Here is a 22,666-nt window from a genome sequence, read left to right on the forward strand (position 1 = left end):
TACATTTGAACATATCCGAATAAAATCGGTAATTTTAGGAGCAAAAGTTATCAGCATATATTAGGACATTTTAAAATAGAAATAAGTTTATGAATAAGGTCGGTTTAACGCTATTAACGGCTGTTTTCGGTGGAGCGGTAGCATTAGGTGGTTACAAGCTTATTGAGAATAAGAAGTTGGATGGTATGTCTTTCGAAGACAAACAAAAAGTTTATTTTGCAAACAATCCTACAGGAGTTATGTCTTCAACAGGCAATCCTGATTTCACCCAGGCTGCCGCAATAGTGTCGCCAGGTGTAGTGCATATTAAGACAACCTATAGCCGTAAAGGATCACAGCAATCGCAAGGTTCTCCGTTCGATATGTTTGAAGAGTTTTTTGGCATGCCACAAGGTGGTGGACGTCGTCAAATGCAGGCGCAACCTGTGCAGGCATCCGGATCAGGTGTAATTATCTCGGATGATGGTTATATTGTAACGAATAACCACGTCGTAGAAGATGCAGATAAAATTGAAGTCGTATTAACAGACAAACGTACGTTTGAAGCCAAATTGATCGGACGTGATCCGAATACAGATTTAGCCTTGTTGAAAGTGTCAGGCAAGGGGCTTCCTGTGGTCAAGTTAGGTAACTCAGATAATGTCAATGTCGGTGAATGGGTGTTGGCTTTTGGATACCCGCTAGGGCTTCAATCTACAGTTACCGCAGGTATCATTAGTGCAAAGGGTCGTCAGATCGGTATTCTGAGTGAAGGTCAGCAACAACGTGGTAATCCATTTGGTGGTGGACAGGATCAAATCCCGGTGAGTTCAGCGATAGAGTCCTTTATTCAAACAGATGCTGTTATCAATAAAGGAAATAGTGGTGGTGCGTTGACGAATGCTTCGGGAGAATTGATTGGTATTAACTCTGCTATCGCTTCTCCGACAGGAACCTATGCGGGTTATGGTTTTGCGATTCCGGTCAATTTGGTGAAAAAGATTGTCGATGACTTTGTCGAATACGGTAATGTAAAACGTGGTTATATCGGTGTTACCTATACCGAAATAACACCTGAACTTGCTAAAGAGAAAGGTTTTACAGATGTTGATGGCTTGTATGTTCAAGACGTTGTAGCTGGTGGTGCCGCAGAGGCTGCAGGTGTTAAAAAAGGAGATATCCTGACCAAGATTAATGGAAAAGTGATCACAGGTTCACCTGTCTTAAGTGAAACTATAGGTCGTGCGCGTCCTGGAGATAAGGTCAATGTCACCTACAAACGTGATGGTAAGGAAAAACAAGTAACCATGACATTGAAAGGGGAAGAATCCTTGAAGACCGCAAATACCGGCGGTAAAGCTTCTAAAAGTGCAACGGAGATTTACAATAAATTGGGTGCAAGCTTTATTCCTGCTTCAGCTCAGAAGAAAAAAGAGCTAGGTGTCAACTCTGGAGTTGTTGTGACCCAAGTGAATCGTGGTGGCATCTTTGATTACTTCGGTGTAGAGCGTGGATTGGTCATTACTGAGGTTAATGGAAAAGCTGTAAATACAGTAGACGATGTTGAAACTGCGCTTGGCGCAACACAACGTAATATTGTGCGATTGAAAGGGGTATCTCCTCAAGGTGGTGCTGTTCAATTGAGCTTCCCAGTAGAATATTAAGCGTTGAATTAAGAATTGGTTGATTAATATAGTTTAGGTGGTTCTAGCCGTAAGGTTAGGCCACCTTTTTTTTTCTGAAAGTGTCTGATCTTATTGGCCAGAAAAAACCTTCAGTTTGCTTTCATTGCTGTTGGTGGCTGCGAAGTCATGAAGGTTTTATCCTTTGTATTATGATCACGTTTTTTCATTAAGGGAGTAATGAACTCGCTATGCTTGGTTTACTAAGCATTATTTAATTTCATTGGCTTTAATGAACTCAGTTATTGGTCAGAATGATTTTTAGGCGGGTTTTTCCGCTGTTTTTGTATGCGAAATCAGGAAAATTTGGTGGAAATGCTATGTCACTTGGTAACATGTAGGTCAATTTTAAGCTGGTTGTTTCCTTAATAATTTTAGTTTAGCTATTTTGCGGAATGAAGTACCAAAACAGCTCCAGTATTTTTATGCTGAGCCGGTTTGGCCTGGTGATTTATTAGATATTTTGCTATTGGCAAATGTGAGAACCTGATTGTGTGAGCTAATAAAGTTCTTTACTTTGTTTCGTTGGATCGCAGAACGGTATTACTCTTGTTTGATAGTTTTTTTTAATTATAGAGATGAAAATTTTAATGGTTTGTTTGGGCAATATCTGTCGTTCGCCCCTTGCACATGGTATATTAAAACAAAAAGTTGCGGATAATCAATTAAATTGGGTCGTTGAGTCGGCGGGTACAGGTGACTGGCACATTGGTGAAGCACCCGACCGTAGGGCGATAGCCATTGCAAAGAAGTATGGTGTCGATATTTCCGGTCAGCGGGCCCGACATTTCAAGCCGAATTTTTTTGCCGAATATGATCTTATATTTGTGATGGATAGACAAAATTATGAAGATGTATGCGCTCAGGTGATTGATAAGGAAGACCTGAACAAAGTGAAATTGTTTTTAGGAGATGATGTTGTTCCCGATCCGTATTTTGACGATAATTTGTTCGATCCAGTTTTTCAGATGATTGATCAGCGCTGTGCAGAGGTTATTGCAAAAGGAGGGAATCTAACGGCATAAGTGTATTTATTTATCTTAGTTTGTTTAAAACAAAAAAATGAAGGCAGCAGAAGTAAATAAGAAGTGGAGCATTCTACAGGATGAAATTGCTTCACTATTCGATATGGAAAAGCCGGACATCAAAGTCTGTTTATTCCTCATTGGTGTTCAGGAATTGGGTAAAGGTGCTCAAAAGTTCTCAAAACGGGAAAAAGAAGAATTGATGCATATTGCAACTTGCCGTCTTTTCAGTGCAATGGGATTTTATAATCTGAAAGGTCTGGATGAAGAGGGGTGGCCACATTGGGAATTGGTAAAACCTATTCCTAACTATACGCTTTTGGAACAAGAACTGATTATGAAGTCCTTGATCATAAATTATTTTGAGGAATTAAACGTTATCTAGAAGATAGCACAATTGAAAAAATTGGAAGTTCTAATTGGGAGCATATAATTATTAACAGATGAAATTTTTAAAGGCTAGTTTAATAGCAGTATTCTGCTTTCTGCAGGTTTTGGCATTTGCGGCTAAACCCGAGTTTAAATATGTACAGATCGTTACTGACAAGGGGACCTGTGTGCTGCGGTTGTATAATGAGACACCTAAACATCGGGATAACTTTGTCAAATTGGCAAAAAGTAAATATTACGACGGGACTTTGTTCCATCGTGTCATCCAGAATTTTATGATTCAGGGTGGTGATCCTGATTCAAGAAATGCCGTTGGCGGCGCTCAATTGGGTAATGGAGGACCAGGGTATACAATTCCTGCAGAGATTCAGGATGGTTTATTCCATAAAAAAGGTACTATCGGAGCGGCTCGAGATAATAATCCCGCAAAGGCTTCTTCAGGTTCTCAATTTTATCTCGTTCAGGGAAAGGTATTCACCCCTGAAGACCTCGATCGTTTGGAGCAAACACGAATGAACGGTAAGAAATTTTCGGAAGTGCAACGTCAGGCGTATACGACTATTGGTGGAGCTCCGCATTTGGATTGGAATTATACCGTATTTGGTGAGCTGGTCAAAGGCGTGGATGTCATCGATCAGATTGCAGCTGTGAAAACCGATAAGCACGATAGGCCAGAAGTCGACCAAAAAATGAGCATGCACGTGCTCACAAGACGAGAAGCGTTAAACCTGGAGCGAGAACTAAAAGGTCTAAAACCTCAGACGGGTATCTTTTCTAAAATTGGTGATCTGTTCTCTTCCAAGGATTATTAATGTCGTTATGATTCGCAAATCAGGGGTTGAAGAGCTTTTTCCCTTATTATTTAGCATCTCAATATTCAAAAAATGAAAATAGTAACCTATAATGTGAATGGTTTACGTGCAGCCTTGAAGAAAGATTGGTTAGGCTGGTTGAAAACTGTAAATGCAGATGTCATCTGTCTTCAGGAGATTAAAGCTACACCGGATCAAATTCCTGAAATTGCTTTGTTGGAACAGATGGGCTATGAGCATTACTGGTATCCCGCTCAAAAAAAAGGCTATAGCGGAGTCGCCTTGTTTACGCGTATCACACCTAAGCATATTGAGTATGGTTGCGGCCATGAAGATTATGATTTTGAAGGACGTATTATCCGTGCTGATTTTGATCAGGTTTCCGTGATGAGTACCTATTTTCCATCAGGTACAACAGGAGACGTGCGACAGGATTTTAAATACCGTTTTCTGGCGGATTTTCAGTTATATAGCGACAAGCTTTTGATCGAAAAACCGAATTTGGTCGTTTGTGGTGATTATAATATTTGTCACCGTGCTATTGATATTCACAATCCAAAATCAAATGCAAATTCTTCGGGATTTCTTCCAGAGGAGCGCGAATGGATGGAGAATTTTATTAATTCGGGCTATATCGACTCTTTTCGCCATTTAAATCCGGATCCGCACCATTACAGTTGGTGGAGTTACCGTGCTGGAGCACGTGCGAAAAACCTAGGTTGGCGTATTGATTATAATATGGTTTCAAAGCCTCTGGCAGAGAAAATCAAATCTTCAAGCATAATGCCAGATGCTGTCCATTCCGATCATTGCCCGGTATTGTTGGAGCTTGCCGTCTAATTAGATGGCATCTCACAAAAAAAGGCTTTCATAATGCATGAAAGCCTTTTTTTTGTGAAGCACGAGGGACATTTATTAACTAATTATTTCCCCTGGCTATGGATAATGGAAAGTTGCTGGGCAACTTTCTCTGCGATCGTTAAAAATGATTTCGTTACAGGGTCTTCCGTATCTATGGCAACTGGGAAACCATTATCTCCAGCATCAGAAATGCCTTTTAATAAAGGGATTTCACCAAGGAAAGGAACTTTATATTCTTCTGCTAAACGTTTTCCACCGTCTTTACCAAAAATATAGTATTTATTCTCTGGCAGCTCAGCCGGGGTAAAATAGGCCATATTTTCTACGACACCCAATAATGGAATATTGATGCTATCCATTAAGAACATTCCGATTCCTTTGACGGCGTCGGCCAGGGCAACGTGCTGCGGCGTAGTGACAATCACAGCTCCGGCAATAGGGAATGTCTGCGATACGGTGATATGGATGTCACCAGTGCCTGGAGGCATATCAACGACCAAGTAATCCAGTTCGCCCCAATGCGCATCGTTAAAAAGCTGCTTGATTGCGGAGGTGGTCATTGGACCACGCCATGGAATAGGTTGGTTTGGATCGGTGAAAAATCCTATTGAAAGTAATTTCAGCCCAAATTTTTCAAGCGGTTCAATTTTAACCTGTCCGTCTGGCATTTCTACCGAACCTGGCTTAGCGCCTTCCAATCCAAACATAATCGGAAGCGATGGTCCATAGATATCGGCATCTAAAAGTCCTGTTTTAGCACCTTTGGCATGGAGAGCAAGAGCTAGATTGGCGGCAACCGTAGATTTACCAACTCCACCTTTGCCTGAAGATACCAAAATGATATTTTTAATACCCGACACTTGTGCACCTTGCTTCCCAATCACATTGGAAGTCATATTGATCTGAACTTCGAGATTTTTGTCGATGAAATGGGCTATAGCGTTTCGACAAGCATGCTCAATATGGTCTTTAAGCGGGCAAGCTGGCGTAGTTAAAATGACATCGAAAGAAATTTTTTGGCCTTCGATTTCGATATTTTGAATCATATTCAATGTTACAAGATCCTTTTTCAAATCAGGCTCTTCAACATAGGATAATGCATTTAATACTTGTTCTTTGGTAACCATCTGTTATTCATTTGTAATCACGGATTACAAAACTACTCATTGCAGATCAATTTCATGTCATTTCTTTGTTTTTAATGGGATCTAGAAAGCTGTATTACACCAAAAGGGATGGGACATTAATCTTCCATAGTTCAGGTTCAAAACATGAAGTGAATATTTCTATTCTTTAAACGGACCTAATAGGGACCTGATAGGGACCTCATTCGGATGAATCCCTATAAAACCCGTTTTAAATCCCTATAAAATAAGTTGTAAATTCCTGCTAGAAAATAAGCTTATTGGAAGTTGTCATGCCATTGGTCGGAATGGTTTTTATCATTTTTATCCGTCTATGTGTGCTTAGAAAAACTTCATGTATATTTCCTCAATAAATAAATTCCTCAATAGGCAGAGGAGAGATCGATAAATTACGTATATATGCTACGCAATTAAATTGCATATAAAAGCTAATTTATCTAAGTTTGACTGTTGATATGCACGAATTTGCATTAAGTAATAATTATGTCCAATCGATTTATAACATCTTTTAAGTCCCGCAAGTGGCGATGGCTTTATATTGCGCTAGCTGCTATGCTGGTTTTGGCTATTGCAGTTGGTACCTATGCTTATCAGAAAAGAGATGCCATGCTCATGGGAGCAATCAACAAAGCGAAAGCAAAGTTGCTTGAAAAGTATGATATGGAATTGAAGATCCAATATTATGCCTTCCAGGGAATTAGTGCAGTACAGTTTAAGAATATACAATTGTTGCCCAGACATCGCGATCAATTGGCACAAATCAATGATCTGACGGTATCTGTAAAATTGTGGCCTTTGCTATTCGGAGATGTAAAATTGGGGCAGGTTATTTTGGATAATGGGACCGTTTCTCTTGTTAAAAAAGACTCGGTCAGTAACTACGATTTCTTATTCAAGAAACAGAAAAAAGATACCGTAGAAAATGATAACCCAAAACAGAATCTGGCAGCTTTAGCAGATCGATTGTTGAAAAATGTGTTTTTTAAGGTTCCAAATGATCTTGATCTCAAGAATCTTGAGCTTTCCTATCGCGATGACAGCACTTCACAGCGCATTGTCATTCCCTCTGCGGTGATCGACGGTGGAGATATGGAAACGAAGTTCCTGCTAAACGACCATGAAGCGGCCTGGAATCTGACTGGAACAATAGATTCGGATAATCAAGAATGTGACCTTCGCCTTTTTTCTGATAAAAAGGAGGTAAATCTTCCGTTGTTGCAACGCAAATTTGGTCTTGCAGTAAGTTTTGATGAAATATCCTTCCGACTGGACAAGGCGCACAGGAGGAATAAGGAATTGCTGGAATTGCATGGGCAATGGGGCTTTAAAAATTTGAAAGTAAATCACTGGCGTATTTCTAGTAAAGATGTCATCTTTCCTGAAGCCATCATGCAGGGGGCATTGAATATTGGAGCATCATCGATTGAAGTGAGTAAAGAAAGTACCGTACAGGTCAAAGATTTTGTGTTTTCACCTTATGTCAAATATGTGCACAAGCCGGAGAAAGAGCTCTTCTTCGCTATTCACACAGATAAGATCGAGGCTCAGCACTTTTTTGATGCCATGCCAGTTGGATTATTTCCAGGTTTAGACGGTATTCAGGTGGAGGGGCACATTCAATACGATCTAAACTTTGCGCTCGAAATAAAAAAGCCCGAAAAGCTTCTTTTCTCTTCCAAAATGGATGATAGGGATTTAAAAGTCGTTAAATGGGGAGAGGCTGATATTGCGATGCTAAATACACCTTTCACGTATACAGCTTACGAAGATGGTAAGCCGATGCGGGAGATTGTGGTGGGGCCTCAAAACCCTAATTTTACACCGCTAGATCAAATATCCCGTTATATGCAGATTAGTTTGATCAATACAGAAGACCCCTTTTTCTTTAAACACAAGGGCTTTGAGGAGAAGGCTTTTAAGCTCTCCATTGCTACAAATATCAAGGAAAAAGGGTTTAAGCGCGGGGCGAGTACGATATCTATGCAACTGGTAAAAAATGTTTTTCTAAATCGGAATAAGACCGTTGTGCGGAAGCTGGAAGAAATTTTGCTGGTATGGCTGATGGAGCGTTCACAGCAAGTCAGCAAACAACGCATGTACGAGGTTTACCTGAATGTCATCGAATGGGGGAATAATGTATATGGTATCACCGAAGCTGCGCGTTATTATTTTGGAAAAACACCAGCACAGTTGGGGCTTGGAGAGAGTATATTTTTGTCCAGTATCGTTCCACGACCTAAAAAAGGACTCAACTTTTTTGATTGGACAGGGCACCTGAAAGGGAATATGTTGCGCTATTTTAATACCTATGGTCATATTATGACCAAAACAGGGCAGATTAGTGTGGATTCAACAACTTCAAATTATGGTTTTTATGAAGTTGTTCTGCAACCGCATCTGCGGGCAGCTCGACCAGCTGTGGTAGATTCGGTTGATGTATTTGATATGGGAGATGATCCATTGTTGTTCGATCGTCTCGAAAGTAGCTCTCCTGCCGATAATCTTGAAAGTGTATCTGTTCCAAAGAAGCTAAAACAAATGGATCTAACGGAAAAGAAAGATGAGGAGGCGACTGAACCAGAGAAACCAAAACGATCGCTATTTGACAAGATATTGGGACGTAAAAAAGAAGAAAAACAAAACGACGCACACAAATAGTGTCTGTGACGAAAGAAGGATATTAACATGAAAAAGATAGAAATTGACGGATTGCTTTTCGAACCTTTATTTGAAGAAGAACAAATTCAGAAGCGAGTGCGCCTAATGGGGATTGATATAAGCCGGCGTTATGAACACAAACTGCCTGTTTTTATAGGCGTCTTGAATGGATGTTTTATGTTTATGGCAGATTTGCTTAAGCAAATTGATGTTCCTTGTGAGATGTCCTTTATTAAGTTGGCATCTTATATTGGAACGGGACAATCTGAATTAAACGAGCTTTTAGGCCTTGGTATCGACCTTGAAGGCCGTGATGTGATTATTGTAGAAGATATTGTCGACTCCGGGCATTCACTTAAATACACCTTGGATGCAGTAAAAAAATTAAATCCAGCCAGTGTGATTGCCTGTGCACTTCTGGTGAAACCTGAGGCACTGCAGTATCATTTCGAGGAATTAACTTATGTTGGCTTTGAAATAAGTAAGGAATTTGTAGTTGGGTACGGTATGGACTTTAATGGTCTTTGTCGGAATCTCCCCGATATTTATAAAAACGTAGCAATCTAATGTGCTATCAAGTGATCGTTAGATTTTAATGGTAGAATTTCGCTCTATTCAAGCGTTTGATCGCTGTATAATGCTTTCAGATTGATGAGCAAAATTTCCAGATCAGACAAGGGGAATTTAGAGACAGTTTCAAACATTTCCTTTTCATCAAATTTAATGACCAAGACACCTTTATGATCTTCTTCATAGCCCGCTTTTTGTATTGTAAAGTCTATCTTTTCAAAATCAAATTCTTTTAGACTTCCTTTAAACCATTGGTAGTTAGCTGCGTAATTAAATTTGTTTTTTTGAAGTGTTACCCCGTCATTGAGAACATTGGCAATGAAGCCGCCTAATGGGAGAATTATCGTCATTATGGTCAGTAAATAGATGAATATTCTGGCAATTAGCGGCCCCTTTTTTTCTTTCAATACCAATTGGTTTTGTGTTAGGTCGATTTGATTCATAGCTGGCATTTCTGTTCTGAAAGGTTCGTTTTTTATGGGGTAGAACACTTGTTTTGAATTCTTTCAAATTGATTTGCGAAATCGATGCGCATTTTACTGGCTAGTCTATTTAAACGAACAGGTTTCGATATGGTCGTTCACCATTCCAACGGCCTGCATGTACGCATAACAAATGGTAGAGCCGAAAAATTTGAACCCTCTTTTCTTCATATCTTTTGCTATCTTATCAGAAATAACTGTCGTTGCAGGTACCTGTTGCAAACTGCTCCAGTGGTTTACAATCGGTTGTTTTTCAGGTAAAAAGCTGTATAAGTAGTCATAGAAGCTACCATATTCTGCTTGGATTTTCTTGAAATGTTGCGCATTGGTAATGGTGGATTCAATTTTATTTCTGTGTTTGATGATTCCCGAATCGCTCAAAAGCCTCGCAACATGTTCGTTGGTATAGGCCGCGACTTGATCAACATCAAAGTTGGCAAAAGCTTCTTGGTATGCTGCTCTTCGACGAAGAATTGTAATCCAGCTTAAGCCAGCTTGTGCAGACTCCAGGATCAAAAATTCAAATAAAGTTTTGTCATCGCGGACTTGTCGCCCCCATTCTTTATCGTGATAGTCTACATATTGCGGATCAGACCCGCACCATTGACAACGTATGATTTCTTTGTACATGTTCTCTGAAGATTTTTTGAATGCAATATAACTTTTTATCCTAACTTTACGACCAAAATTAAAGAGTTTCGAATAGAGACGGTTCATGAGTATTTCATTGCCGTTAAGAGACAATTCATTTTAATGAGCGTAACTATCTTCAAATATCATCTTCTATTTGTAGTGCTTCTGCTATTTTCAATTACGGGATTGAATGCGCAGCGGCGGACTTTTCGGGCGGTTGTACAAAACAGCAGCACAGTTAAGGCCGATAGTCTAAATGTAGTAAAAGATTCTGTTGAATCGCCAAACCAGAAAGTCTTGGCATCTTTGAACCCTGCGTTACAGAATCAATATCGGATCGTAACCGTGAACGGGGAAGGGCTGAAGGTTCATAACATTTATAATTTTGATGTACAGCAGTATTTTCAGGGTGAATTAAGAAGTAGCAATTTGGATCGGCAATATGGCACGCTCAAGGCTCATCGTGAAAATTGGATTTTATTTACAGTTCTCGCATTAATTTTTGGTGTTGGGATGATTCGGGTATTCTTCCCGTCAGATATCAAATTGGTTTTTCAGGGCTATTGGGACGATCGGGTCTTACTATCAGTAAGTAAGGAGGATACGATCCTGACATCTTGGCCATTTATTTTTCTGTTTATATTATTCTCTGGGGCAATAGGCTTATTTGTAAGTCTATTTTATGCGTATGAATTAAATAGATTTGATTTTATTACTTTTCCCAATTATATGAAGACTGTGGGAATGGTTGGCGCTTTGTTTGCACTAAAAATCGGGTTTATTCGGTTCTTATCCTTTGTGTTTCAAATCAGAAAGTTGGTAAAAGAATATGTGACCGTGCTGTATCTGATTTATTTCAATACACTTTTTTTAATGCTTCCTGTATTATTAATTTTGAGTCTTGTGCCTTTGACATCGGTGGGTGTGGTGCTGCATTTGGCCATCGTTGGAGCGGCCTTACTCTTTTTCTATCGATTTCTGAAGACAGCGACTCATATTATGTCCATGTATAAATTTTCAATTTCCTATTTAATTTTGTACCTTTGTTGCCTAGAAATAGCACCAATATTAATACTGTTAAGATTATTGAGCTAAAACTGGTTAATATGCAAACTTCAGACGTAGAAAGAGCAAAGAAGGTAAAAAGTGTACTGGTGACTTTACCAAAACCTGAAAACGATAAGTCCCCTTATTATGATTTAGCAAAGAAATACGGGTTAAAATTAGATTTTCGAGGTTTTATACACGTAGAAGGAGTTCCTGCCAAAGATGTGCGTAGGGATAAGGTTAATCTAGCAGATTATTCTGCCGTAATATTTACGAGTAGAAATGCTGTAGATCATTATTTTAGAATTTGCGAAGAGATGCGGTTTGAAGTGTCTGCAGAAATGAAATATTTCTGTATTTCAGAGACGATTGCCCTTTATCTTCAGAAGTATATTCAATATAGAAAACGGAAGATTTTCTTTGGTAAACAGACCGCGAAAGACCTTGAAGAGGTATTGAAAAAACACAAAGGGGAGAATTTTTTGTTCCCTTGTTCGGATGTTGCTAATGAGGAAACAAGTAATTGGTTACTACAAAACGGCTATAAATTTACACCAGCTGTGCTTTTTAGAACTGTGGTAAGCGATTTGACGGATTTGAAAGATGTTTTCTACGATGTTATCGTGTTCTTTAGTCCTTCAAGTGTACAGTCCTTATATGATAACTTCCCTGATTTTAAGCAGAATAATACAAGGATTGCAGCCTTTGGCGCTTCTACGCAACAGGCTCTTTTAGATCACGGATTAATTTTAGATATCCCTGCTCCAACACCAAAAGCGCCAAGTATGACGATGGCTGTCGAAGAATATATCAAAAAAGTAAATAAGTAGTAGCCTAACATAAGGTAAATAACAAAAAAAGGGTTCTTAAGACCCTTTTTTTGTTATTTATGCAATTTTAAGTACCACAAGATCGCTAAAGACTTCTATGGGGAAGGGCGTTTTATCATTCCGAATCGATGTCGGTACGACGACAATTTTACGTATCGGCAGATGGTCAATAGGTGTGGTATGTTCCTCTTGTAAAAGATAGATGAATAGTATGTTTATCTGTAGGGGTGTAGAAATGGTTGCGAGTCGAATCGATGATGTTAAAATGTAATAAAAGTGACGAAGGTCATGGAGATTTTAAATATATTTCTATTAAATTGCTAGGAGTAATTTGTTCCAATTAAAAATAAAGCATAGGCAATATTTTTAAAATTTGATAGAAATATTTTTTTTATGTTTGTAATTAAGCAAAATTAGTCAGTCGTGAAGTTAAAGCAAGTTGATAAAATTTCGGGCATTCAATCAGAGGACTTCTTAAAGAATTATCTGAAACCAGGTTTTCCTGTAATTATATCAGATTTTATCAGTGCAGAAAGTCCAGCATGGAAGAAATGGAGTTATGATTACTTTAAGGAAATCGCAGGAGATATAAAAATAGATGTCTATGGAAAAGAGGAGGAATCAATGGACCGTGCTGCCAGTGCTCCTGTTGGCCATATGACATTTGCAGAGTATTTGGATCTGATCACAAAAGAACCTACTGAGTTACGGTTGTTTTTGTTCAATCTGCTCAAAATACGTCCTGAACTGAAAAACGATGTTATTTATAATGATGTCACAGGAGGTAAGGTCTTGCAATGGTTGCCATTTATGTTCTTTGGTGGAGAGGGGTCAAGTACCCGTAATCATTTCGATATTGATATGTCACACGTATTTATCTCTCAATTTCAAGGATTAAAACGTATTTGGCTTTTTCCGAATGATCAATCTGATTTGATGTACAAATTGCCCTACAATTTTCATAGTATTGCCAACCCAAAATATAGTAGTGAAGAGGAATATCCCGGGATTAAGTACCTAGAGGGTTATGAAGCGGTCATTCATCCTGGCGAAACCTTATATATGCCAGCAGGCTGGTGGCATTACATTCAATATGAGACCGAGGGCTATTCGATTTCTGTTAGGGCATTAGCAAATTCGATCAGTGAAAAGTTGAAGGGGGCGCGTAATCTGTTTATCACGAGACATTTTGACAATACCATGCGAAAGATCTTCAAAGACCATTGGTTCCATTACAAAATCAAAACGGCGAAACGTCGAGCCAATAATGCAATTAAAAGAAACAAACGTTAATATAGAAAGGGGAATGTAAAATTCCCCTTTTGTTTTTAAATACACTTTATGTACCACTGATGTACCGCATTTAGTTTGATCTCTCCCTAATTAAAGCCTTTGTTGTACTTATTCTTCTGCATCAGCCCATTTACTCGCTTCCCGGTAGAATAGTGTATAAGGGTCGCTTGGATAAACTACCGTGTCCGGATTATGTCGAAATGGAATAGCCGGATTAAAGATTTCCTGAAGAGTATCCCGCAAGAATTCGACAAAACTCTCTTTCTGGAAAGCAAGGAATTCATCGGTCAATACCCCTTCTTTACCACTGAATAATGTTCCCTCTTCCCGCATTTTACGCGCAACATATAGATGGGGTTCAAGTTGTTTTCTTCCTGTCTTCTGTTCGAATACATAGGCATAGAATAGGGTTTGGACCATCGCCTTATTTTCGGTGTTTGGCGCAAATACCTGATCAATCCCTTTAAATATGATCGAATCACCACCTGTTTTGTAATCGACAATTCTACTGATAATACGATCGTCGTGTGTTACGACCTCGTCTACCCGGTCAATAATACCGTAAAGTGTGACCTGTTGTTCTTCTCCATTGATCTGAATAGGAAAGGGCAGTACATAATCGTTGTCATTCTCGAGTTCAATAATCCGAAATGCTTTGTAGTTGTTGATGTCATATTCGAGATACATCTTGACATACTCGGAGGCAATTTTCAGCATGATCCGCTGCAAGCTGTTTAAATCATTTGTTGCCTTTAATTCGATCTGATATTGCAGGCCTATTTCACGGATCACCTGTGCCTCTACCTTGTCGAACTGCTTCTGCAAGACACTTGTGGGCGTAAAGTCCTGTTGTCCTTTGAACGGTAGGAATATCTTCTCCATCACATTGTGGATGACAGTTCCCAGTTTATTCATCTCAAATTCCTGAGAGATGGAAGGGGGCTCTTTAATGCCGGCAATATGTTTTAGAAAAAATTGCAACGGGGACTGCAGATAAGTCGTCAGTGCCGTTGCAGATATCCGTTTCTGGTTGACGATAAAGTCCTGGTACATCTTTTCCCAAACCTCGCCACGCTTCTCAATAACAATTTCTTGGGCTTTATCCGCAAATTGAATGGTCTGTTGCTGAATTTTTCGGTCAAATCTAAATTTACTTTCAAACTCCAGCTGTTTGATAAAGCGACTTTCTTCGCCAGTAGAGCTTTCGTCAACCAAGCCATTGTAGAAAATATGTATTCCTTCACTGTATTGAAAATGGCGATAAAATAAATAGGCCGACAAGGCATCCTGATTTTCTAATATAGGAAGCCCATAAGCACTTCTTAGGCTGTTAGGTATAAAAGTAGGTGAATTTGACGTTTTGGGTAGAATGCCTTCATTTGCTCCTAGAATATAGACGTTGTCAAAATTTAAACAACGACTTTCCAAGAGCCCCATTATCTGAATACCTTCTAGGGGATCACCTTCTATGGCCGAATTTATTGGGGCGATGGCTTTTTTAATCAAGCCGATTTGGAAGCTGATACTTAATGGAGCAACAGTTTCAAAGCCCAATAGCAGCTGATTCAATGTTTTCTTTGTTTCAATCAGGAGGTTGTTGTCAATTTGGCGGATACGCTCCTGAGAAGAAATACTGTGCAACAGATCATCAACGAGCAGGATGAGCGAGGGTATCAAATAGGCTGAATTTTCAATCGGTACAAAAAATTGAGGCAAAGAGCTTTTGATATGAAGTTCTTCCAATGCGATCTCAAAGAGCTGTTTATCGGCAATCTCTTTCTGAATCTGAAGTTTGTCGGCTAAAGAAACCATACTGAGCGGATGGTTGATGAAGGTTTCAATTATCTGATAAGGAATCTTCCGTTTCTTGAACTGGGATATCTCCAAATGAACTTCCAACCATAGGTCTAGTATTCCGTAAATAGGAGACTGTGTCAAGGGATATCCTGTTGTGATATTGGGTTTGACCTCGGGTAGACTTTGCAGCAAAGGGACAAGTAGGTTTTCATCCGCTAGGAGAATGGCGGATGTTTGTTCCATTTTATTATTGCGTTCGAGAATGTCATACAGCAATTTTGTTTGGCTGATCTTTCCGGTACTGGCATATAGATTTACGGTTGAGGTCCTATTGCCAATAATATTCGGGCTATCGCCTAAAGCGTTGACCAAACCTGTTTGAAAAATATTACGTCGAATAAAAAGGCCGGCCTCTTGCATCGTGTCTTCGAGGTAATAAGCATCGGCATCAAAGTAGAATAATGCACGGCCTTCATCCTGCCATTGTCTAAATAATTTTGTTTCGGCCTTATTCAGTGCATTGAAGCCGACAAAAAGGATGTGCTGGAAGGAAGATGCAAACTGCTGATTTGTGGCCTTACCTTCAACCAGATCACGGTAGACTGTCGGATAGTTCGTTTGGCCTTCTGTTTTAAGCTTTTCTTTGAATCGATCATATAATATGGGCAGTCTTTTCCAAAGTTGAAGAAAACGCTCTTGTACTCCACTATGTCCCGCAATAGAAAAGGACTGCCAAAATTGACGGATAAACCCTTGCTGCTCTTGTGTGAGATGTTGAAAAGCAAGGTCGATTTTGGTATTGTCATAAAGTTCTAAGTAAATCTGCTCGATGGGGACGAGATCGTAATCCAGTTGGCCGAAGTCGCTCAATATAATTTCGGCAATCGGATAAAATTCTTCCAGCGTTTCTGGCAGTTTGCCTTCAGCGACCAATAACTCATTATGAATATTAAACAAGTGGAAAAATTGGGTTAAAGGACTGGCTTCGGTATCATCGGTCGAAAGCCTAAGAAACTCTTGGATCGTAAAGAACTGTGGCGACCAAATGGCCTGTCCGTACACTTCAGAAAGATGTTTTTTGAGATAGGTAATTGGCCGTTTATTATTAAACACGATGGCTATTTCACTCAGGTCGTTTCCAAAACGCTTTTGAATGTCTGCTGCTACTAATTTTAGAAAGGCTGTTTGCATCGTGCTATTATTTTACTTCAGTTAATTGATTTGATTTCGCATAGTAGAGATAGGCTTTAACGTTGCTGTAGCCCAGGTTCTCCAAATTCTTTTTATAATTGTCGACTTGATATTTGTGTCCGATATAATCTGTTTGTGTGAATTTAAAATCAAGTACAATTGTTTCCTCTTTGGAAGTGAAGACTTTATCAGGACGAATGGTCTCTCCTTTGGCGGTAATGATGCTTGCTTCGTTCCAGATTTTATAGTTTCCTGTGAGCCATTTATTGATCATGGGGTGCTGCCAGATCTGATTGATTTCCTGCATGAGAAAAGGCTCTTCTTCCTTGGAGAGGATCCCTTCCTGAATCAGCTGGCGTACCAGTTTGTGGATATCTTCTTCCTTTGAAATTTGGGCCATAATATCGTGGGCCAATATGCCGTACTGTGCGGCTTTCTCCAGCATCATAATATCGTTGATGTTGCGCGTACTGGATTTTTCTAAGGCCATTTCCAATTCTTTGGAAATGGGATAATGGTGAAGGGAAATAATATTGTTTTTTTGAGCCTGATTTTTTTTTCGTTCGATTATCTGATCGATATATATGCCTCTTTCTTCCAGTGTAAACGGGGATGTTGAAGTCTCTAAGACCTGATAGAGTACATCGCTGATATATTCATCTTTGATATCATAACCAGTAATTTCGCCCGTCTTCTTGTCAACAGATTCTTTGAAGGAAGGTGCCGTAATATAGAGGTGTTCAACAGCACGTGTTGTTGCTACATACAATGTATTGAGGGCATCCATGTAGTTGAACAGCATCTCTTCAAAATATTGCTTGAAAAATACTGATTTGCCGACCGTGGAAGTATATTTTATTGGAATTTTTCCCAATTGGGCAAAAGGGGTATCTGATGTCTCGATCCAAAAATCGCCATTAATCATTCCGTCAAGATCCCACGAACAGAATGGAATCATCACAACATCATAAGCCAGGCCTTTTGATTTGTGGATTGTCGTTACCTCGATCGCATCAATTTCTCCGTTGGAAGGGAGCACAGCCCGATTGCCATCCTCTTCCCAAAATTCCAGGAACTGTATAATGCCACGTTCGCCATTGGTGGAGAAAGCTGAGATCATATCCTTGAAAGCTAGGAGGTAGGGGAGGTGGATATTGTCTTTGGTTGTGAAACCGTAGATTTCAATAAGTTTCTCAATTAAATGGACTAAAGGCTGCTTCTGTGCCATTTCCCAGGAGTCAATCAGCGCCTCAGGGAGATAATCTTTCAGGGTACGGATGTCATTGCTAGCAAATTTTAACCATGCATTCTGATCGATTGTCTTATTTTGAATATGCTGGTAGAGATAGACCATCTTTGCTTTATGGATGGTATGTTTGTCCGAATTATAGACTAAAGCCTTCAACGTTTCGATCAATAATCCTACAGCATCATTGCTCGCTAGGGATAATGCATCGCCTGATATCACTTCAAATGTAAGCTGTTGCTCTTTTTTGAAATCCATGAGCTTTTGGATCACCAATTTAGCCTGCGCATTACTCCGTACCAGGATACCGATCTGCTGCGCCTGATAACGACCGCTGCCGATCCAGTCGCCTATTTTTTGACATAGCTGTAGGAGCGATTCTTCAACAACCTGATTTCTTCGATAGCGTCCATCAGTGACAGGAATGTAGGAGATTTCAATAGATCCTAATTGGTCGAGTTTTCCTTTTTTATGCTCAGGGACCTCTTGTTGACTGTTTTCATAAGCTTTGACCAACATGTTGTCATTGCCGGCAGAAATCCACCACTGTTTACCTTCTTCATCGAGGCTTTCGGATACTTTTTCATTCAGTACCTGCTGCAGATGTTGGGGGATACTGCTAAAGAGGTAGTTGTTTAAATGAATGATATTTGGAAGACTTCTAAAATTGGTGTCAAGGCTTCCGTTTTCGATAAAGGTTGTTTTGCTATCCTCGTCCAGGTGAAAGGTATGACCAATCTGTTGTTCTACCTGTTGGAGTAAAATTCGCCAATCACCATTTCGCCAGCGATAGATACTTTGTTTGACATCCCCAACAATGAGGTGTTCGCTCACTGTGCCCTTGGCATCGGCCAATGCATTAATCAAAAGCGGACTATAGTTTTTCCATTGGATACGCGAAGTGTCCTGAAATTCGTCAAACAAAAAGTAATTAAAACGATTGCCTATCTTCTCCCAGATAAATGTTGGATCGCTATTTTCATCCAATCCGAGTTTGTTTAATAGAATTTGTGAGTCAGAGATTAATTGAGCGCCATTGTCCCGTCGCCATTGCGTCAGTAAGTCGCTCATTTCCTTGAGCAGGCGTAGATAATAGAGATTATTTTGTACCGCTTGATAAGCGATGTAGGCGGATAGATTATCATGTAGCTTCTGGAAAGATGCCAGGATGGGGCTGAGTGCGGCGATAAGATCATAACGTATATTTTTGTCACTATCTGTAAACGCATCTTCATTGTCGATCAACTGCAGGTACTTTTCCAATACTTTGGCGATTTCAGAAGCGCTCAGTTTTTCCGTTTTTTTGTTGGTTTTGCTAGCGGAGATTATTTTGTTGCGCGATTTGCCTTTCAGGTCATTTTCGGAGATGTTAAAATTTTTGAACGTTTCACTAAACGCTTCAATCGTCATGGAGAGCGCTTCGGTAAAGGAGTTTATCTTCTGTTCAACCTCCTGATTCAGGAGATTAAAAACCTCCTTGGGATTAGCAGAGTTGATATAGCCGTCAAATTCCTGGAAGTTTTCAGAGAAAATAAGGCTTGCCAAACTCATTAATTGTTGGCGGTAGTTCCAATTTTCATTTTTTGCTATTTTCTTTTCCGCATACGCTATAATCCAGTCAAGTAAGTCGGGGCGTTCATCCAGCAATTGATTAAGCATGACTGTTAAGTCATTTTTCACTTTATTGACATTCATTTCAATCTTATAAGCTGCATCAAGATTGAGTTCATAAGTAAATGCACGAATGACTTTTTGGGAAAAACCATCAATTGTACTTATGGTAAAATGACTATAGTCATGTAGGATACGACGGTAGACACGGTAAGCTTTCTCTTGTATTAGATGCGGGTTCCAATCTGGCTGTTGCTCGAGAAGAAGCTTTCTGAAATCTTCAATTTTAGGGCTACGATCGCCTGTTGCCAAGCCATGGAGTACCGAAAGGATACGTTCCTTCATCTCAGCGGTTGCTTTATTGGTAAATGTCACCGCCAAAATCTCCTTATAGCTATTCTCGTTGGATAGTAGGAGTGTGAGATAGTGTAAAGTTAAGCTAAAGGTTTTTCCCGAACCGGCCGAAGCTTTGAGTATTTTTAATGGCGCAACAGATTTCATAGAATGAAGGTAGAAAGTAAAAAGTGAATTGGCAAAAATGTCAGTGACTATTTCGAAGGCATAGGACGCAAACAATTCATCCTGTTTACATTTGGTAAAATAGCTTTTTTTTGAAAGTGTCTTATTTTATTGGCCAGAAAGAACCTTCAGTTTGCTATCATTGCTGTTGGTATCTGCGAAGTCACGAAAGTTTTGAAGAAAAGGGCTATTTTGTACACTGATTTTTTGAAAGACTTGTTTCACCTACAGTATGGTAAGGGCAAAATCTTAACGTGCGTAGGACGTGTTTAACCTGAAAGAGGTTACTGAAAGAAGCTAACCCTGTCGTTTTCAGTGAAGTTTTATTAAATTATAACGCTGATTAAAAAAAAATAACTATCTTTGCATCCCCTCTAGTATGAAGCTCGGGGGATATGTTGAATACATAAAATAAAATTAAAAAATGGCAACTAAAATCAGATTGCAAAGACACGGTAAAAAAGGACGTCCTTTTTACCACGTAGTCGTAGCGGATTCTCGCGCTCCACGTGACGGTAAATTCATTGAACGTATTGGTTCTTACAACCCAAACACAAATCCAGCAACTATCGTTTTGGATTTTGAAAAAGCTTTGGATTGGATGAATAAAGGTGCTCAACCAACTGACACTGCTCGTGCTATCCTTTCTTACAAAGGTGTTCTTTACAAAAAACACTTGCAAGGTGGTGTGAAAAAAGGTGCTTTTGATGAAGCTGCTGCTGAAGCTAAATTTACAGCTTGGACTGACGCTCAAGAAGCTAGAATCTCTGGTAAAAAAGATGGTTTAGCTCAAACTAAAGCTGAAACTAAAAAAGCTGCTTTAGCTGCTGAAGCTAAGAAAAAAGAAGAAAAAGCTGCTGCTGTAGCTGCTAAAAATGCTCCTGTAGCAGAAGAAACTGCTGCTGAAGAGACTGAAGCTCCTGCATCAGAAGAAACTGAAGGTTAATTCTTTCATAAAGTATTCGAGAAAGCCGACTCAATCTTGAGCCGGCTTTTTTTGAAACAGCCAATAGGCTAATCGTTTGCCAAATCATGTCTCACAGCTAATCGCCAAATAAGAAAAATATGACTATTGATCAATGCTTTTACATCGGTTACATCAGTAAAACAAGAGGTCTTAAAGGAGAAGTACAACTGTTTTTTGAATTCGAAGAATACGAGAGTTTGGATATCGATGTTGTCTTTGTAGAAGTGAACAAAAAGCTTGTTCCTTATTTTGTTGATGCCATTAAATTTCAAAAAAATAGCACTGCTTATGTAACATTTGAGGATGTGGATCATATCGATAAGGCTCAGGTACTCGTCCGTAAAAAGCTATATCTTTCCAATGATAAAATGCCCGAGCGCGACCCGGATGATTTTAGATATACTGATTTAATCGGATTTTTAGTGATCGATGAAAACCATGGCGAACTGGGGCAAATAACAGATGTTCAGGAATTCCCACAACAATTTGTCGCCACAGTAGATATGGATGGCAAAGAACTGATGTTTCCGCTGTCCGACGATTTGATCTTAGGAATTGATGGCGAAGAGGAGATCATTGAAGTTGAATTGCCTGAGGGATTGGTCGATCTGTATAAGGAATAGGCATATCCCCAAGCTTATTCAATTGAATATCCTATACTTACTATTGCAGTAATTTCTTATCTTGGTCCTTATATATTAATATTACTATTGGCCATAATTATTAATTGATTTTGAAACCGTTATTACTGCTGTTACTCACACTCTCATTGTCTTCGTGTACTTTCTTTGGGAAGAAAAAGGAGTTTCCTGAAGGCAACTACCAAATGATATTGGGCTATCCAAATGATGAGTATCATAAATTAAAAAGAGAATCTCCCCAAAATGTGGAGGCAGATACCTATGGTAATGATCCTATTCTATACCGATCCTTTCTTTCGCTTCATGATAAGGACCAGTTTGTCATGGCGATCGATGATATTTTACTCTTTGGTAAGTACAAATTTGACGGTGATAGATTAGAATTGACGGATGAGAAAAAAGGTAGTGTCGCTTTGGATATTGTTAAAATAAAAAAAGATTTTGTTCAGCTGAGAGGTGATTTTTCACAGTTTAGCTCAGCACGTATACCCACTAGTGAAAGACTTTATATCAACTTTGCGTTAGATAAAACCCTTATCCGGGAAACGCCCAGTAAATTTGATAGCCAAGTGAATTTATGGCGAAATGCTCCGGTAAAATCAGAAAGTGAAAAGGAGATAAAAGCGAGGGCCTTGAATTTCGTAGATTATTCTATCGCTTATTTCCAACACATATCAAGTTCTGGCACCCATCACGATTATCGAATGGATGGTGTCGAATCACCAATTATTTATGCTGAGAATGGCATTGTGCTCAAGGCATGGGCAGATGTTCCCGATTCTTGGAAGGAATTATTTTACAACGAACAAGAGGCATTGGTCGCCTATCACTATTTATTTGACGGATTTAAATATGGATCGAAAGAGGAGTACCATGTTACAGGACTCTTATTGGTCACATTTTATCTCAAAAATTTACGAAATTCTTTGGCAGCTAATCTTTAGCCAATGTTCTTGTGGCATAGTCAATCTCTTCGCTGTCAATGATCCTCGATCGTTAATTCTACTGGTTTTTCTAGGTCTTTTGCTCTTGGTAGGGCGAAGAATCCTGTCGTAGCATGGACACAAAGCTAAAGTGACGTTGAAACATCGTTTATTGAAGTCTTTTTGCTGCTATTTTTGCCTTTTCGAAAAATAATTTTTGTCTTTTGATTTTTTAAAACGATATTAGCAACGCTTATAGAGAAAGGCCGAGGGACTAGACCCGTTGAAGCCTTAGCAACCTGTATTGTTCAAGGTGCTAAATTCTACCCTACTCCATGTGGGAAAGATAAGTTACATGTAGATA

The 22,666-nt window shown here is 39.3% G+C and carries 18 protein-coding genes and 1 riboswitch; of the genes, 13 read left to right on the plus strand and 5 right to left on the minus strand.

The genetic code is table 11. The features are described 5' to 3' along the window. Positions 1-89: 89 nt before the first annotated feature. The 5 genes from AAW12_RS10745 (at position 90) to AAW12_RS10765 (ending at position 4,728) form a co-directional block, all read left to right on the plus strand. Positions 90-1,643, plus strand: a complete 1,554-nt coding sequence (locus AAW12_RS10745; RefSeq protein WP_046673632.1) for a Do family serine endopeptidase — start codon at positions 90-92, stop codon at positions 1,641-1,643. A 596-nt stretch (positions 1,644-2,239) separates the two neighbouring features. After that, on the plus strand, positions 2,240-2,686 hold the full coding sequence (locus tag AAW12_RS10750; RefSeq protein WP_046673633.1) for a low molecular weight protein-tyrosine-phosphatase: 447 nt from the start codon (positions 2,240-2,242) through the stop codon (positions 2,684-2,686). 37 nt (positions 2,687-2,723) lie between these two features. After that, the gene (locus tag AAW12_RS10755; RefSeq protein ID WP_046673634.1) at positions 2,724-3,071 is read left to right on the plus strand and encodes a hypothetical protein; all 348 of its coding nucleotides are present in this window, start codon (positions 2,724-2,726) and stop codon (positions 3,069-3,071) included. A gap of 58 nt (positions 3,072-3,129) precedes the next feature. Continuing rightward, a complete protein-coding gene (locus tag AAW12_RS10760; RefSeq protein WP_046673635.1) occupies positions 3,130-3,888 on the plus strand; it encodes a peptidylprolyl isomerase in 759 nt (252 codons plus the stop codon). 72 nt (positions 3,889-3,960) lie between these two features. Next, the gene (locus AAW12_RS10765; RefSeq protein ID WP_046673636.1) at positions 3,961-4,728 is read left to right on the plus strand and encodes an exodeoxyribonuclease III; all 768 of its coding nucleotides are present in this window, start codon (positions 3,961-3,963) and stop codon (positions 4,726-4,728) included. An 83-nt stretch (positions 4,729-4,811) separates the two neighbouring features. On the opposite strand, the gene AAW12_RS10770 is transcribed toward AAW12_RS10765, so the two are convergent. Continuing rightward, positions 4,812-5,876, minus strand: a complete 1,065-nt coding sequence (locus AAW12_RS10770) for an Mrp/NBP35 family ATP-binding protein (RefSeq protein ID WP_046673637.1) — start codon at positions 5,874-5,876, stop codon at positions 4,812-4,814. A 501-nt stretch (positions 5,877-6,377) separates the two neighbouring features. Between AAW12_RS10770 and AAW12_RS10775 the strand changes: the two genes are divergently transcribed. After that, positions 6,378-8,552, plus strand: coding sequence for a transglycosylase domain-containing protein (locus AAW12_RS10775; RefSeq protein WP_046673638.1), 2,175 nt, complete (start codon positions 6,378-6,380; stop codon positions 8,550-8,552). A 27-nt stretch (positions 8,553-8,579) separates the two neighbouring features. Then, complete coding sequence (gene hpt, locus AAW12_RS10780; RefSeq protein WP_046673639.1) at positions 8,580-9,119, plus strand: hypoxanthine phosphoribosyltransferase; 540 nt, start codon at positions 8,580-8,582, stop codon at positions 9,117-9,119. A 44-nt stretch (positions 9,120-9,163) separates the two neighbouring features. Here hpt and AAW12_RS10785 read toward each other — a convergent pair whose 3' ends face one another. After that, positions 9,164-9,565, minus strand: coding sequence for a hypothetical protein (locus AAW12_RS10785; RefSeq protein WP_156167617.1), 402 nt, complete (start codon positions 9,563-9,565; stop codon positions 9,164-9,166). Positions 9,566-9,670: 105 nt separating this feature from the next. Then, positions 9,671-10,234, minus strand: coding sequence for a DNA-3-methyladenine glycosylase I (locus tag AAW12_RS10790; protein WP_046673739.1), 564 nt, complete (start codon positions 10,232-10,234; stop codon positions 9,671-9,673). A 123-nt stretch (positions 10,235-10,357) separates the two neighbouring features. On the opposite strand from AAW12_RS10790, the gene AAW12_RS10795 reads away from it, so the two are divergent. From AAW12_RS10795 to AAW12_RS10805, 3 genes are all read left to right on the plus strand, one after another. Then, the gene (locus AAW12_RS10795; RefSeq protein ID WP_046673641.1) at positions 10,358-11,332 is read left to right on the plus strand and encodes a DUF4271 domain-containing protein; all 975 of its coding nucleotides are present in this window, start codon (positions 10,358-10,360) and stop codon (positions 11,330-11,332) included. Positions 11,333-11,343: 11 nt separating this feature from the next. Beyond that, positions 11,344-12,114, plus strand: coding sequence for a uroporphyrinogen-III synthase (locus tag AAW12_RS10800; RefSeq protein WP_046673642.1), 771 nt, complete (start codon positions 11,344-11,346; stop codon positions 12,112-12,114). Between the two features lie 423 nt (positions 12,115-12,537). Then, a complete protein-coding gene (locus AAW12_RS10805; protein WP_046673643.1) occupies positions 12,538-13,407 on the plus strand; it encodes a cupin-like domain-containing protein in 870 nt (289 codons plus the stop codon). A gap of 108 nt (positions 13,408-13,515) precedes the next feature. On the opposite strand, the gene AAW12_RS10810 is transcribed toward AAW12_RS10805, so the two are convergent. After that, positions 13,516-16,395 (minus strand): PD-(D/E)XK nuclease family protein, encoded by a 2,880-nt coding sequence (locus AAW12_RS10810; protein WP_046673644.1) that lies wholly within the window; start codon positions 16,393-16,395, stop codon positions 13,516-13,518. Between the two features lie 7 nt (positions 16,396-16,402). Beyond that, a complete protein-coding gene (locus tag AAW12_RS10815) occupies positions 16,403-19,753 on the minus strand; it encodes a UvrD-helicase domain-containing protein (protein ID WP_046673645.1) in 3,351 nt (1,116 codons plus the stop codon). A 442-nt stretch (positions 19,754-20,195) separates the two neighbouring features. Between AAW12_RS10815 and AAW12_RS10820 the strand changes: the two genes are divergently transcribed. The 3 genes from AAW12_RS10820 to AAW12_RS10830 all read left to right on the plus strand — a co-directional run bounded on the left by AAW12_RS10820 (position 20,196) and on the right by AAW12_RS10830 (position 22,323). Beyond that, a complete protein-coding gene (locus AAW12_RS10820; RefSeq protein ID WP_046673646.1) occupies positions 20,196-20,717 on the plus strand; it encodes a 30S ribosomal protein S16 in 522 nt (173 codons plus the stop codon). A 119-nt stretch (positions 20,718-20,836) separates the two neighbouring features. Then, entirely contained in the window at positions 20,837-21,361 is a 525-nt protein-coding gene (gene rimM, locus AAW12_RS10825; RefSeq protein ID WP_046673647.1) for a ribosome maturation factor RimM, read from the plus strand. 110 nt (positions 21,362-21,471) lie between these two features. Continuing rightward, on the plus strand, positions 21,472-22,323 hold the full coding sequence (locus tag AAW12_RS10830; protein WP_046673740.1) for a hypothetical protein: 852 nt from the start codon (positions 21,472-21,474) through the stop codon (positions 22,321-22,323). 229 nt (positions 22,324-22,552) lie between these two features. Next, a riboswitch (SAM riboswitch) is annotated at positions 22,553-22,655 on the plus strand. Positions 22,656-22,666: the final 11 nt, after the last annotated feature.

Source organism: Sphingobacterium sp. Ag1 (assembly GCF_000988325.1).
Classification (GTDB): domain Bacteria; phylum Bacteroidota; class Bacteroidia; order Sphingobacteriales; family Sphingobacteriaceae; genus Sphingobacterium.

Bases quoted from the DNA above. Each gene is read 5' to 3' on its own strand.
- AAW12_RS10745 (WP_046673632.1), top strand. From the start codon at position 90: ATGAATAAGGTCGGTTTAACGCTATTAACGGCTGTTTTCGGTGGAGCG.
- AAW12_RS10750 (WP_046673633.1), top strand. From the start codon at position 2,240: ATGAAAATTTTAATGGTTTGTTTGGGCAATATCTGTCGTTCGCCCCTT.
- AAW12_RS10755 (WP_046673634.1), top strand. From the start codon at position 2,724: ATGAAGGCAGCAGAAGTAAATAAGAAGTGGAGCATTCTACAGGATGAA.
- AAW12_RS10760 (WP_046673635.1), top strand. From the start codon at position 3,130: ATGAAATTTTTAAAGGCTAGTTTAATAGCAGTATTCTGCTTTCTGCAG.
- AAW12_RS10765 (WP_046673636.1), top strand. From the start codon at position 3,961: ATGAAAATAGTAACCTATAATGTGAATGGTTTACGTGCAGCCTTGAAG.
- AAW12_RS10770 (WP_046673637.1), bottom strand. From the start codon at position 5,876: ATGGTTACCAAAGAACAAGTATTAAATGCATTATCCTATGTTGAAGAG.
- AAW12_RS10775 (WP_046673638.1), top strand. From the start codon at position 6,378: ATGTCCAATCGATTTATAACATCTTTTAAGTCCCGCAAGTGGCGATGG.
- hpt (WP_046673639.1), top strand. From the start codon at position 8,580: ATGAAAAAGATAGAAATTGACGGATTGCTTTTCGAACCTTTATTTGAA.
- AAW12_RS10785 (WP_156167617.1), bottom strand. From the start codon at position 9,565: ATGAATCAAATCGACCTAACACAAAACCAATTGGTATTGAAAGAAAAA.
- AAW12_RS10790 (WP_046673739.1), bottom strand. From the start codon at position 10,234: ATGTACAAAGAAATCATACGTTGTCAATGGTGCGGGTCTGATCCGCAA.
- AAW12_RS10795 (WP_046673641.1), top strand. From the start codon at position 10,358: ATGAGCGTAACTATCTTCAAATATCATCTTCTATTTGTAGTGCTTCTG.
- AAW12_RS10800 (WP_046673642.1), top strand. From the start codon at position 11,344: ATGCAAACTTCAGACGTAGAAAGAGCAAAGAAGGTAAAAAGTGTACTG.
- AAW12_RS10810 (WP_046673644.1), bottom strand. From the start codon at position 16,395: ATGCAAACAGCCTTTCTAAAATTAGTAGCAGCAGACATTCAAAAGCGT.
- AAW12_RS10815 (WP_046673645.1), bottom strand. From the start codon at position 19,753: ATGAAATCTGTTGCGCCATTAAAAATACTCAAAGCTTCGGCCGGTTCG.
- AAW12_RS10820 (WP_046673646.1), top strand. From the start codon at position 20,196: ATGGCAACTAAAATCAGATTGCAAAGACACGGTAAAAAAGGACGTCCT.
- rimM (WP_046673647.1), top strand. From the start codon at position 20,837: ATGACTATTGATCAATGCTTTTACATCGGTTACATCAGTAAAACAAGA.